This window comes from Pseudoxanthomonas sp. LARHCG66 (assembly GCF_052871755.1).
On record NZ_JBIXJW010000001.1, the window covers coordinates 1356546 to 1369583 of the forward strand.

Sequence of the window (13038 nt, forward strand, 5' to 3'; positions counted from 1 at the left end):
CTCAGCGTCGCTCCGTCAGGACCCACAGCACTGCCAATGCGGGCAGCAACACCAGGTTCTTGGCCATTCCGCCCAGCGGATCCCACCACAGCGCCGGGACCATGCCGCCGAGCACCAGCGTGTAGGCCAGCAGCAGAAGCAGCATCGCGCCGATGGCGGCACGGGGGCGCCAGCCGCTGGCCAGCCAGAGGCCCAGCAGGAGATCGGCCACGCCACCCACGCGCGCCAGCATGATGGGATCCCACGCGGCCAACGGCGTGCCCGACGACAGTCGCAGGATGTCGGCGGCCGGCGTGACGAGGCCGGCCAATGCCGACAGCAGCCACAATGCCACCACGGCCCAGCGCAGGGCGGGCGCGAGGAAGTACAGCTGCGCCTGCCAGCGGTCCTGCACCTGGCTGGGCGCCTGCGCCAGGGCCTCCGCAAGCGTACGAGGCCGCAGCCCGAACGAAGCCTCCAGTCGATCGGCCGCCTCCGGTGCCGTCGTGTTGCCCCGTCGCAACATGCGCCACATCGTTCGCCCGACAGGCCCCCGCCCCACGGCTTCCATTACCGATACCGCGAGCGAGACGCAGGCTTCCGGCACGGCCACAACGCGTTCGCCGGGAACGCGCAACCAGCGTCGCCATTGCCGCTGATAGTCGTGCAACGACATCGGCGCGGGGCCGCCCACTTCGTAGGTGCCGGAGACCGTGCCATCGACCGCGCGCGCGACAAGTTCGCCCAAGTCTTCGGCTGCGACGGGTTGCACCTGCCAGCGGCCATCGCCCGGCAGCCACTGCGCGCCCGGGAATCCCGCCAGGGCGCGCAGTAGCGATGTGCCGCCGTAGGAACCACTGACCGAATAGACCACCGACGGACGCAGCACGACGGACGAGACGGCGAGCGCAGCGAGCTGTTCGTCGAAACGATGCTTGGACGCGATGAAGGGCCCGTCTTCCGGCAGGCCGAGCGCGGAGACCTGCACGAACCGCTTCACGCCACGGTCCACGCAGGCGTGTGCGAGCGCCAGCGGCGCAGCCACGTGCACGGCCCCGAAGGTCTGCCCGCCCTCCTCGCGGAGGATGCCTGCGGCATTGACCACCGCATCCACGCCGTCCAGCAGTGGCCTCCAATCCTCGGGACGCTGCATCGCCATCAGGTCGCAGGCGCGCTCGTCATCCGCGAGCGCGTGTTCCTTCGGACGCACCGCGCGCAGCACGCGCCAGCCGTGGCGATGGAGCGCCGCCACCAGATAGCCTCCGATGAATCCCGCACCTCCGACCACCAGCACGGTGCGTCCATTTCCCTCGGGAGATCGCTGCGCCATGCCTGCCATGCGGTCGTTCCGTGTCCGTGGAAATGAAGGGCAGCGCAGGATCAGGCCTTGCGCACGAACTCCGACTTGAGCTTCATCGCGCCGATGCCGTCGATCTTGCAGTCGATGTCGTGGTCGCCATCGACCAGGCGGATGTTCTTGACCTTGGTGCCCACCTTCACCACCAGCGAAGAACCCTTGACCTTCAGGTCCTTGATGACGGTGACGGTGTCGCCATCCTGCAGCGGGTTGCCGTTGGCATCCTTGATGACGCGCGCGTCATCGTCTGCGAGGGCTGTGCCGGCGGACCATTCATGGCCGCATTCCGGGCAGGCCAGCTGCACGCCATCCTCGTAGGTGTACTCGGATCGGCATTGCGGGCAGGGCGGCAGCGTGCTCATGGGAGGGACGACATCGTTCGGACGGTGCAGGATTGTAACCGACGGCCCGGACTCCCCTCCCGTAAACGAAGAACCCGCCTCGCGGCGGGTTCGTGGCGTCAGAGGATGTAGCGGCTCAGGTCGGGATCCTGCACCAGCTCGCCGAGGTGCGCATCGACATACGCTCGGTCGATGGTGACGCTCTGGCCATCGCGATCAGGCGCCTCGTAGCTCAACGTGTCCAGCAGGCGCTCCAGCACGGTATGCAGGCGCCGCGCACCGATGTTTTCCTGGCGTTCGTTGACCAGCGCGGCGATCTCGGCAAGACGGTCGATGGCATCGTCGCTGAAGCGCAGCGTCACGCCTTCGGTCTTCATCAGCTCGACATACTGCTTGCTCAACGCAGCCTTGGGCTCGGTGAGGATGCGGATGAAGTCCTCCTTGCTCAGGGCCGAGAGCTCGACGCGGATCGGGAAGCGACCCTGCAGTTCCGGGATCAGGTCGCTGGGCTTGGCCAGATGGAACGCGCCCGAGGCGATGAACAGGATGTGGTCGGTCTTCACCGTGCCGTATTTGGTCGACACATTGCTGCCTTCCACCAGCGGCAGCAGGTCGCGCTGGACGCCCTCGCGGCTGACGTCGCCGCCGCTCATGTTGCCGCCGCGCTTGGCAACCTTGTCGATCTCGTCGATGAAGACGATGCCGTGCTGCTCGCAGGCCTCGATGGCGGCGGCGCGGATGTCGTCCTCGTTGACCAGCTTGGCGGCCTCTTCCTCGACCAGCTGCGGGCGCGCGGCCTTGATCGTCACCGTGCGCTTGTGGGTCTTGTTGCCGCCCAGGTTGGAGAACATCTGCCGGAGCTGCTGGCCCATCTCCTCCATGCCGGGGGGCGTCATGATGTCGACACCGACATTGGCGGCCAGCTCCAGTTCGATCTCGCGTTCGTCCAGGTCGCCGTTGCGCAACTGCCGGCGCAGCTTCTGCCGGGTTTCGGATTCCTTCGACGATGGCTCCGCGCCGATGTCGACCGTGGTGGTGTTCGCACCGAAGCCGAACCCGCCGCCGGCGCCTTCGCGTCGCGGCAGCAACGCATCCAGGATGCGGTCCTCGGCGCGGTCCTCGGCCTGGGTACGCATGCGCGCCTTGGCCTGTTCGCGATACATCTTCACCGCCGTGTCGGCCAGGTCGCGGACGATCTGCTCGACATCCTTGCCGACGTAGCCGACCTCGGTGAAGCGCGTGGCCTCGACCTTCACGAACGGCGCGTTGGCCAGCGTGGCCAGGCGGCGCGCGATCTCGGTCTTGCCTACGCCGGTCGGGCCGATCAGCAGGATGTTCTTCGGCATCACCTCGTTGCGCAGGCCGGCATCCAGCTGCATGCGGCGCCAGCGGTTGCGCAGCGCGATGGCGACCGCGCGTTTGGCGGCGTGCTGGCCGACGATGTGGCGGTCGAGTTCCTGCACGATCTCGCGCGGGGTCATGGTGGAGGACGTGTTTTCGGTCATGGCGATGGTTCTGTAGGAGGGGCTTCAGCCCCGGCCGCGATGGACGGGGCACGCGGATGGCGGGAGCGTCAGAGCTCTTCGACCACTACGTTGCGGTTGGTATAGATGCAGATGTCGCCGGCGATGTTCAGCGCTTCAACGGCGATGGACTTCGCGTCCAGTTCGGTGTGCGCGAGCAGCGCGCGGGCGGCGGACAATGCGTACGAACCGCCGGACCCGATGGCGATGATGCCGTCCTCCGGCTCGATCACGTCGCCGGTGCCGCTGATGATCAGCGACGTCTCCTTGTCGGCGACGGCGAGCAACGCTTCGAGCTTGCCCAGGCGGCGCTCGGTGCGCCAGTCCTTCGCCAGCTCCACGGCGGCACGCGTCAGCTGCCCGTGCTTTTCCAGCTTGGCCTCGAACAGCTCGAACAGCGTGAAGGCATCGGCGGCGGCGCCCGCAAAGCCGGCCAGCACCTGGCCGTCGCGGCCGAGCCGGCGCACCTTGCGCGCATTGCCTTTCATCACGGTGTGGCCCAGCGTCACCTGCCCGTCGCCGGCGACGGCGACGTGGCCATTGCGACGTACGCAAAGGATGGTGGTGGCGTGGAAGACGTTCGGGTTCTGGCTGGGGTCCATGGAGGCCTCCGGGGTGTTCCCCCAGAGGTGGGGACGCCGGTCCCCGGTTCAAGCATGACCTTCGACTTGATTGATCTCCTGCGGGAGCGACGTGAGTCGCGACCGCACGGCTCGGACCATCACGGACCCGTCTCTGCAGCCACCATCGGACAACGCGCCGGGACGTGCCTGCTGCGTCGCGACTCACGTCGCTCCCACAGGGGATCAGCGCTTGCGCTTCGCCCTGGGATGCGCCGCGTCGTACACCTTGGCCAGGTGCTGGAAATCGAGATGCGTGTAGATCTGCGTGGTGGCGATGTCGGCATGCCCCAGCAGTTCCTGCACGCCACGCAGGTCGCCGGACGATTCCAGGATGTGGCTGGCGAAGCTGTGCCGCAGCATGTGCGGGTGCACATGCTTGAACAGGCCCTGCCGCTGCGCCAGCTGCTTGATGCGGATCTGCACGGCGCGCTGCGAGATCGGCCCCTCCCCTCGCCCCGGGAACACGAACGCCTCGTTGCCCACCGTCCGTTCCTGCCGCCACTCGGCGAGCACGTTGCGTGCATGCGATCCCACGGGCACCTTGCGTTCCTTGTTGCCCTTGCCCAACACCGTGACCATGCCGCCGGCCATGTCCAGGTCACGCCAGCGTAGCGCGCACAGTTCGCTCAGGCGCAGGCCAGAGGAGTAGAACAGTTCGAGCAGCGCGCGGTCACGCCTGCCCAGCGGCGCATCGGTGGGCACTTCCACCAGCCTGACGGCCTCGTCCGCATCAAGCACCTGCGGCAGTTTGCGTGGCGCCTTGGGTGCGCGCAGCGCGGCTGCGGGGCTGGCCGCGATGCGGCCATGCTTGAGGAGCCATTGGTAATAACTGCGGCAGGCCGACAGGCGCCGCTGCAGGCTCTTCGGTGACAGTCCACGACGATGCTCGGCCGCGACGAAGCCACGCAGGAACTCCGCCTGCACCTCCGCAAGATCGAGCATGCCCTGTGCGTGCGCCCACTCCGTCAGCGCGGCGAGATCACGGCGATACGCATCCAGCGTATGCGCGGAGACGCGGCGCTCGACTTCGAGATGGGCCAGGAAGTCGGTGACAGACATGGTCCTTCCCTCCCCGTCATTCCGGCGAAAGCCGGAATCCATGTTGCCTGTGTGTTTGCTTCAGGCAGCCCGCCGCAAGAGCAGGAACGGAATGGATTCCGGCTTTCGCCGGAACGACGGCATGAGGCGATCGCCTCGCCTCAGCCATCGAACCGCTTCAATGCCGTCACCAGCGTCTCGCCCATCATGCGCAGGAACAGGGTGCCCATGCCGGGATAGAAGCGGTTGCCGTCACGGCTGCCCACGGCCACCAGGCCGATGCCGGGCAGCGGCAGCAACGCCGACGAGGCGACTTCCTCGGCGCGCGCACCGTACAGCAGCACGTGTTTCTCGGGCTGCAGGCGGCCGCAGATCGGCTCGCCATCGCGCAGGCAGTCGCGGAACGGGGCCATGTGCGGATTGTCGGCCGGCACGATCTGCAACCAGTCGTTCTCCACCAAGCCGTCGACGGGCTGCAGCAGCACGATGCTGACGCGGTCGCCGTTGAAATCCTCGGCCAGCGAGGCCGCCATCGCCCGCAGCGTGTCAGCCGCCGTGCCCTGCTTCATGAGGGTGAGGGCAAGCTGATGGGTACGCACGGCCAGGCGCTCGTTTTCCTGCGCGTTGGCGAACAGGTCGCCGAGGCGCTTGGACAATTCGCGGTTCTTGTCGCGCAGCACGTCCAGCTGGTAGCTGGCCAGCGACGCGGTGGGGCCTTCATCGCGCGGCACCACCAGGCTCAGCGCCAGGTCAGGGAACTGTTTCAGGAAAGTGGGGTGCCGTCGCAGCCATGCTGCGATCTCGTGGGCGCCCAGCTTCTCTTGCGTGTCGCTCATGCTTTCCATTCCCCTTCGAATACGAATGCCGCCGGCCCGGACATGATGACCGGCGCGTCGTCGGACGGCCAGCGGATGCACAGCTCGCCACCGGGCAATGCGATGGCCACGTCACGATCCACGCGCCCGCGCCGGATCAGCACGGCCGCCGCCGCGCAGGCGCCGCTGCCGCAGGCCAGGGTTTCGCCGACGCCGCGCTCGTATACGCGCAGGCGCACGCGGTCGCGCGCGACCACTTCGGCGAAACCGACGTTGACCGACTCCGGGAAGTGGCGCGAGCGCTGCAGCAACGGGCCGTAATGCTTCACGGGCGCGGCATCGACGGATGGGACTTCGATGACCGCGTGCGGATTGCCCATCGACACTGCGCCGAACCGCAGGCGGAGTCCTTCGTCCACATCGGCGTCGTACTCCGGCTGGACATGGTCGAAACCGTGCAGCGGAATGCGCGCCGGCACGAATTCCGGCACGCCCATCGCGATCGCGTAGCGGTCGTCGCCGATGCGCTCCACCGCGTGCGTGGCCAGCGGACTGTCCACGTTGAAGGTGTCGCCACGCGCCGCGCCGTCGCGGATCAGCCAGGCGGCGACGCAACGGGCGCCGTTCCCGCATTGCTGCGAGGGCGAACCGTCGGAGTTCCAGATGCGATACGCGGCCACCGCGCCTGCGCTGCGCGGCCGTTCGACGGTCAGGATCTGGTCGCATCCCACGCCGACATGGCGATCCGCCAGCTGCGCCGCCAGCCGGGCATCCGGTGGCGGCGCGCCATCACGCAGGTCCAGCACAACGAAGTCGTTGCCGGCGCCGTGCATCTTGGTGAAGCGCATCGGCGTGGACCGTGCGTGAAGGGGCTCAGCCATTCCCGTCGGTGGCCGGCACCGTAGCCGGATCGATGGGCGGCTCGGCGGGCAAGGTGTCCGTGGCCGGCGTTTCGGGCGATGCGGCGGGGGCCACGGGGGCTTCCTCGACGGGCTTCTCCGGCAGGAACAGCGGGCCCTTGGCTCCGCAGGCGGACAGGGCCGCCATCAGGGCGGCAGCGGCGAAAAGACGGGCGTTCCGGTTCATGCCGCGAGTATAGCCACAGGCCGATGAATGCGCCGCGCCTTCACCGCGTGCGCGGGGGTTCCGGTCGCATCCACAGCCACGCCGCGACCGTCGCCATGCAGGCGACCGGCAGGGCGACCATCCACCATCGATGCGAGCCGGTCCACAGCATCAGTGCAAGCAGGATCGCCGCACTGGCCAGCATGGTCCAGGTGGCCATCCACTTCGCGCGTCGCGATACGGCACGGTGCAGATGCCAGTCATGGATCATCGGGCCGAAGCGCGGATGCGTCATCAGGCGGCGATGCAGCCGCTCCGAGCCGCGCGACGCCGCGTACGCGGCGATCAGCACGAACACCGTGGTCGGCAACCCCGGCACGAACACACCGAGGATGCCCAGGCCCAGGCTGGCATACGCCAGCAGCCACCACGCCCAGCGGAAGCGCGCGGGACGCCGGGCAGCGGGCTCGGGCAGCGAAGGAGACTTGTCTTCCACGGCGCCCTTGTACCCCAAATCCACCACCGGGCGCGAACACGCCCGGCGCGGCGGGAAACGCGGCGCGCCATCGACGCTTTCCGGCCCTGGAACCTGGGCAGCGCCGGGGATGCGCCATGGTCCGCAACGAAAAGAGCCGGGTCTCCCCGGCTCTTTTCCTGCGCGTGCTGTCGCTTACTTCGAGGCGACGCCGAGCTGGTCCAGCATGAAGGCGAACATCTCGGCGCGTTCGCGGTACTGGCGGAAGCGGCCCGACTTGCCGCCATGGCCGGCTTCCATGTTGGTGCGGAACACCACCGGGTCCGTGCCGGTGTTCAGGTCACGCAGGCGGGCCACGTACTTGGCCGGCTCCCAGTACTGCACCTGCGAGTCCCACAGGCCGGTGCCGACGAACATCGCGGGATAGGCCTTCGCCTGCAGGTTGTCGTAGGGCGAGTACGTGAGGATGTAGTCGTAGTAGCCCTTCTCTTCCGGGTTGCCCCACTCGTCGTATTCGTTGGTGGTCAGCGGGATGCTGGGGTCCAGCATCGTGGTCGCCACGTCGACGAACGGCACCAGCGTCAGGATGACCTTGTACTTCTCCGGTGCCATGTTCGACACCGCGCCCATCAGCAGGCCACCGGCACTGCCGCCCATCGCCGCCACACGGTCCTTGGCTGCATAGCCTTCCTTGACCAGGTAGTCGGTGACGTCGATGAAGTCGGTGAACGTGTTGACCTTGTTGTACAGCTTGCCGTCGTCGTACCACCGGCGGCCCATTTCCTGTCCGCCGCGGATGTGCGCAAGCGCATAGACCACGCCACGGTCCAGCAGGCTGACATTGGTGATGCTGAAGTTGGGGTCCATCGACGCACCGTAGCTGCCGTAGGCGTACTGCAGCATCGGCGCCTTGCCGTCGCGGGCAACGTCCTTGCGGTACACCAGCGTCACCGGGATCTTCGTCTTGCCGTCACGCGCCGGCGCCCACACGCGCTCGGTGACGTACTTCGAGGCGTCGTAGCCAGGCACGGGCTGCTGCTTCAGCTGCCGGCGTTCGCCGGTCTTCGTGTTGATCTCGTAGGTCGTGGCCGGCGTGGTCATCGAGGTGTAGCTGTAGCGCAGCCAGTCGGTGCCGGTCTCGGGATTGGCGGACAGGCCCATCGAATACGCCGGCTCGTCGGCCTTGACGTAGTCGCTGCTGCCGTCGGCCTTGATCACGCGCAGGCTTTCCAGTGCGTTGGCGCGTTCGGCCACCACGCTGAAGCCGTCGAACAGTTCGAAGCCCTCGATGAAGACGTCATCGCGGTGTGCGATCCAGTCCTTCCAGTCCTTGCGGGAGACCGAATCGGTCGGCGCGGTGACCAGCTTGAAGTTGGTGGCGCCATTGGCGTTCGTGCGGATCACCCAGCGGTCGCCGAGGTGGTCGGCCTGGTACTCGACATCGCGCTCGCGCGGCGCCAGCACGGTGAACACGCCCGGGCTGGCAGCCGGCGTGCAGCGCATCTCCGAGGAGACGGTGCTCTCCACACTGATACAGATGAACTTGTCGTCGCGGCTGCGGCCGATGCCCATGTAGAAGCTGTCGTCCTCTTCCTCGTAGACGAGCTTGTCCTGCGCGGCAGGCGTGCCCAGTACGTGCGACTTCACGCGCTTGCTGAGCAGGGTCTCCGGATCCTTGTCGACGTAGAACAGGGTGCGGCCATCGTCAGACCAGACCAGGTTGGGCTCGGCGTTGGTGATCGTGTCAGGCAGGATCTCGCCGGTTTCGAGGTTCTTGAAGCGGATGGTGTACTGGCGGCGGCCATTGGTGTCGTCGGCATAGGCCAGCAGGCGGTTGTCCTGGCTGACCTCGTAGTCGCCGACGTTGTAGTAGTCCTTGCCTTCGCCCAGCGCATTCACGTCCAGCAGCACCTGCTCGCCGGCGAAGTCCCCTGCGGCGTTGGCCGCCTGGATGGATACTGCATCCAGGCCCGGACCGTCCTTGCGGCGCGCATGCACCGGGTAGTCCTTGCCGGTCACGAAGCGGGCGTAATACCACCAGCCACGCTCGCGATACGGCACGCTGGCGTCATCCTGCTTGATGCGGGCGACGACCTCGTCGTAGAGCTTGTCTTCCAGCGGCTTCAACGGCGCCATCACCGAGTCGGTGTAGGCGTTCTCGGCGTTGAGGTACGCCAGCATTTCCTTGTTCTCGCGCTTGTCGTCGCGCAACCAGTAGTACTCGTCGTTGCGTTCGGCGCCATGCGGCGCCTTCACCACGTGCGGCTTCTTCGCCACGTCGGGCGGAGTGGCGGTGGCGGCGAGGGCGGAGGTGATCGGGGTGCTCATCAGGACAGTGGCGGCCAGCAACAGGGAAGTCGGTTTCATGGATGGGGTCCGGGGATGCGGGATGCAATGGGAAGCGGTCTGCCCCCTCCTCCGCTTGCGGGGGAGGGTTGGGGTGGGAGCAAGCTCGTTGACTTACCGCGCCAAGAGCCCCCCATCCCCGCCTTCCCCCGCAAGCGGAGGAAGGGGCTGTGTACCGTTACTTGGCCAGCTGCTGCCAGAGGAAGGTGTAGGCCAGCGCGCTCATGTGCGCGGCCTGGGCATTGTTCGCCGCACCGCCGTGGCCACCTTCGATGTTCTCGTAGTAGCGCACGTCCTTGCCCGCTTCCAGCATCCTGGCGGCCATCTTGCGGGCGTGGCCCGGGTGGACGCGGTCGTCGCGGGTGGAGGTCATGAACAGGGTCGGCGGATAGTCCTTCTTCGCGTCGAACAGGTGGTACGGCGAGAAGGTCTGGATGAATTCCCAGTCGGCGGTGTCGGGGTTGCCGTACTCGGCCATCCACGAGGCGCCCGCCAGCAGGTGGCTGTAGCGCTTCATGTCCAGCAGCGGCACCTGCACGACGACCGCGCCGAACAGTTCGGGATACTGCGTCAGCATGTTGCCGGTCAGCAGGCCACCGTTGCTGCCGCCCTGGATGCCCAGGTGCTTCGGCGAGGTGATCTTGCGGGCGATCAGGTCCTGCGCGACCGCAGCGAAGTCCTCGTACGCCTTGTGGCGGTTGGCCTTCAACGCGGCCTGGTGCCAGCGCGGACCATACTCGCCGCCGCCACGGATGTTGGCGACGGCATAGACGCCGCCCTTCTCCAGCCAGCCCTTGCCGACGCCGCCGGAATAGCCGGGGGTCAGCGAGATCTCGAAGCCGCCGTAGCCGTACAGCAGGGTCGGCGTGCTGCCGTCGTACTTCAGGCCTTCAGGGCGCACAAGGAAGTACGGCACCCTGGTGCCATCCTTCGACGTGGCGAAGTGCTGTTCGATGACCTTGCCTTCCGCATTGAAGAAGGCCGGCATCGACTTGAGCTGCTCCGGCTGCTTGCCGATCTCGGCCAGCGACAGCGTGGTCGGGGTCAGATAATCGGTAGCCGTCAGCCACACCGCATCGCTGTCGTCGCTGTCCACATCGTTGACGCCGATGGTGCCGAAGGACGGCGCGCCGACGAAGGCGCTGGTCTTCCAGCCCGAAGCCGACGGCGTGAGCACGCTCAGGCGGTTCTTCACGTCCTCCAGCACGTTGAGCACCAGGTGGTTCTTCGTCCACGTGAAGCCCGCCAGCGAGGTCTTGTCGGTCGGCGCGAACAGCACGTCGAAGTCGCGCTTGCCGGCCATGAAGTCATCGAACTTCGCGGCCAGCAGGCTGCCGGCGGCATGGGTCTTGCCGCCGACGGTCCACGGCTCGCGCAGTTCCAGCGTCAGCCATTCCTTGTGCACGCCCTTGTTGGCGGAATTGGGTGCATCGATCTTGGCCAGCGTGCCGTCGGCGCGACGCAGGTAGAGCTCGTCGTTGTAGAAGGCGATGGTGCGGCTGACGAAATCGCGCTGGAAGCCCGGGGTGTCGTCGTGGTAGGCCGCGATGTACATGTCCTCCGCGGTGCCTTCGTACACGACGGCGGCCGATGCGAGCGGCGTGCCCCGCTTCCATTCCTTCACGATGCGCGGGTAACCCGAGCTGGTCAGGCTGCCGGCGCCGAAGTCGCTGTAGACGTAGACGGTGTCGGCGTCCTTCCAGCCCAGCGCACCCTTGGCCTCAGGGCGGTAGAAGCCGTCGGTCAGGAACTTCTTGTTGACCAGGTCGAACTCGCGGGTCTCGTCGGCATCGGCACCGCCGCGCGACAGCGCGACCAGGCAGCGCGCGTAGTCCGGCTTGCGGCAGTCGGCACCGTGCCAGACCCAGTTCTTGCCTTCGGCCTTGTTCAACGCATCCAGGTCCAGCACGGTTTCCCACTGTGGCTGGGCCTTGCGGTACTCGGCCAGCGTGGTGCGGCGCCAGACGCCGCGCTCGTGCTGCTTGTCCTTCCAGAAGTTGTAGTAGTACTCGCCGATCTTCTGCACGCCCGGAATCTTGGCGTCGGAATCGAGGATGGCGCGGATATCCGATTCCAGCTGCTTGAAGGCCGGGGTCGAGGCGATCTCGGCCTCGGCCCTGGCGTTCACACCCCTCACCCAGTCCAGCTGCTTCTGCCCTTCGACGTCCTCCAGCCAGGCATACGGATCGTTCGTCACGTCAGCCTCCTTGGCATGGGCAGGGGCTGACAGCGCGCCAGCGACAGCGAGGCCTGCGGCCAGGCAGGCATGGGTGAGTCTGGGCATCGGGTGCGGCTCCGGAGGTGCGTTTCATGAACATGGCACGCTAGCACAAGGCCCGGAGGGCACCCCCTGCCGAAGGTCAGGCCGCCCGGGGCAGAGCGTTGCCCCTGTCGCGGATGCGGCGCGCCTGCGGGCTGCGACGACGGCGCGCCGTCCGATGCGCCCTGGCCCCACGGACCGGAAGCCGGAACCGGTGCAGGGCCCACCAGGCCACGGCAGGCATCCCGACCAGCCACAGGGGCAGCCAGCCCAACCAGTCGGTGCTGGCGCGGGCCAGCGGCAGCAGCAACACCAGCGCAACGCCTGACAGCACCACGCGGCGCAGGACACGATCCAGATGGACATCGGGGCGGTCCTGGCGGACCGCATGCGAAACCTGAAGCGAGGACATGGACATGGCGGAGGATTCCCTTGTGTGATGTCAGTACGACGTCACATTCACGCAGTGGCATCTCACGGGTTGCGACATCACCGGTTAACATCTCCGTCGCATCCTGATGACTAGCGTGTCCGTATGACAGGGAGAAGGGAGTCCCACATGCCCATGGCGTTGCCAATCCGCGTGGTCCGCATTGCACTGCTCGCGCTGCTGCTGGCACTGGCGGGCGGCTGTGCCAGCCGCGGCCCGGCGCGCGCGGCACCCGACGCGGTGGACCTGCCCCGCTTCATGGGCACCTGGCATGTCGTCGCGCATATCCCCTACTTCGCCGAGCGCGGACACGTGGCGGCGCGCTACGAGTACACGCTGCGCGACACCGACAAGGTCGGCGTGGCGTACCACTACCGCGAAGGCTTCAGCGAGCCCGAGCAACTGCGCGAGGCACGCGCGTCGGTCAAGGGGGAGTCCGGCAACCGCGAATGGACGCTGTGGTTCGTCGGCGTGGTGCCCGCCAAGTGGCGCATCGTCGAAGTGGCGCCCGACTACTCATGGGCACTGGCAGATTACCCCGGCCGCGACATGGGCTGGATCATGGCCCGCGATCCGCTTATGGACGACGTGCGCTACGAGGAACTGGTGAAGAAGGCGCGCGACCACGGTATCAACGCCCGCCAGCTGGTCCGCGTGCCCCAGGCGCCGGCGCAGGTGGGGAAGCCGGGCTTCGGCGAGCCGAAGGAGCCGTAGAGAGGTCCGCTGCAGGAATCCCTGCGCGCGACGTCAGTCGCGATGGAAATCAGAGGGGCCGGGCGTGTCGCC

13 protein-coding genes are annotated in these 13038 nt (G+C 67.3%); 1 reads left to right on the forward strand and 12 read right to left on the reverse strand.

Translation table 11 applies throughout. The features are described from left to right. Position 1 precedes the first annotated feature (1 nt). From ACIPRS_RS06430 to ACIPRS_RS06485, 12 genes are all read right to left on the reverse strand, one after another. A complete protein-coding gene (locus ACIPRS_RS06430) occupies positions 2 to 1318 on the reverse strand; it encodes an NAD-dependent epimerase/dehydratase family protein (RefSeq protein WP_446537916.1) in 1317 nt (438 codons plus the stop codon). A gap of 41 nt (positions 1319 to 1359) precedes the next feature. Continuing rightward, entirely contained in the window at positions 1360 to 1698 is a 339-nt protein-coding gene (locus tag ACIPRS_RS06435) for a zinc ribbon domain-containing protein YjdM (RefSeq protein ID WP_337730767.1), read from the reverse strand. 98 nt (positions 1699 to 1796) lie between these two features. Then, positions 1797 to 3182 (reverse strand): ATP-dependent protease ATPase subunit HslU, encoded by a 1386-nt coding sequence (hslU, locus tag ACIPRS_RS06440; RefSeq protein ID WP_446537917.1) that lies wholly within the window; start codon positions 3180 to 3182, stop codon positions 1797 to 1799. Positions 3183 to 3250: 68 nt separating this feature from the next. Continuing rightward, positions 3251 to 3802, reverse strand: coding sequence for an ATP-dependent protease subunit HslV (hslV, locus tag ACIPRS_RS06445; RefSeq protein ID WP_337730769.1), 552 nt, complete (start codon positions 3800 to 3802; stop codon positions 3251 to 3253). Positions 3803 to 4006: 204 nt separating this feature from the next. Further along, positions 4007 to 4924: a tyrosine recombinase XerC gene (xerC, locus tag ACIPRS_RS06450; RefSeq protein WP_446537918.1), complete on the reverse strand. Its 918-nt coding sequence runs from the start codon at positions 4922 to 4924 to the stop codon at positions 4007 to 4009. 98 nt (positions 4925 to 5022) lie between these two features. Further along, positions 5023 to 5697, reverse strand: coding sequence for a DUF484 family protein (locus tag ACIPRS_RS06455; protein ID WP_337730771.1), 675 nt, complete (start codon positions 5695 to 5697; stop codon positions 5023 to 5025). Then, positions 5694 to 6557 carry a diaminopimelate epimerase gene (dapF, locus tag ACIPRS_RS06460; protein WP_446537919.1) on the reverse strand — a complete coding sequence of 288 codons (864 nt, stop codon included), beginning with the start codon at positions 6555 to 6557 and terminating at the stop codon, positions 5694 to 5696. The genes ACIPRS_RS06455 and dapF overlap by 4 nt, the downstream gene beginning before the upstream one ends. Then, positions 6550 to 6762: an LPS translocon maturation chaperone LptM gene (lptM, locus tag ACIPRS_RS06465; protein WP_192200024.1), complete on the reverse strand. Its 213-nt coding sequence runs from the start codon at positions 6760 to 6762 to the stop codon at positions 6550 to 6552. Before lptM ends, dapF begins: the two co-directional genes overlap by 8 nt. A 40-nt stretch (positions 6763 to 6802) precedes the next feature. Then, positions 6803 to 7237 carry a YbaN family protein gene (locus tag ACIPRS_RS06470; RefSeq protein ID WP_446537920.1) on the reverse strand — a complete coding sequence of 145 codons (435 nt, stop codon included), beginning with the start codon at positions 7235 to 7237 and terminating at the stop codon, positions 6803 to 6805. Between the two features lie 174 nt (positions 7238 to 7411). Continuing rightward, positions 7412 to 9583: a S9 family peptidase gene (locus ACIPRS_RS06475; RefSeq protein WP_446537921.1), complete on the reverse strand. Its 2172-nt coding sequence runs from the start codon at positions 9581 to 9583 to the stop codon at positions 7412 to 7414. Positions 9584 to 9740: 157 nt separating this feature from the next. Further along, positions 9741 to 11846: a prolyl oligopeptidase family serine peptidase gene (locus ACIPRS_RS06480; protein WP_446537922.1), complete on the reverse strand. Its 2106-nt coding sequence runs from the start codon at positions 11844 to 11846 to the stop codon at positions 9741 to 9743. A 76-nt stretch (positions 11847 to 11922) separates the two neighbouring features. Then, a complete protein-coding gene (locus tag ACIPRS_RS06485) occupies positions 11923 to 12240 on the reverse strand; it encodes a hypothetical protein (protein WP_446537923.1) in 318 nt (105 codons plus the stop codon). A 147-nt stretch (positions 12241 to 12387) separates the two neighbouring features. On the opposite strand from ACIPRS_RS06485, the gene ACIPRS_RS06490 reads away from it, so the two are divergent. Continuing rightward, entirely contained in the window at positions 12388 to 12966 is a 579-nt protein-coding gene (locus tag ACIPRS_RS06490; protein WP_337730775.1) for a lipocalin family protein, read from the forward strand. Positions 12967 to 13038 lie beyond the last annotated feature (72 nt).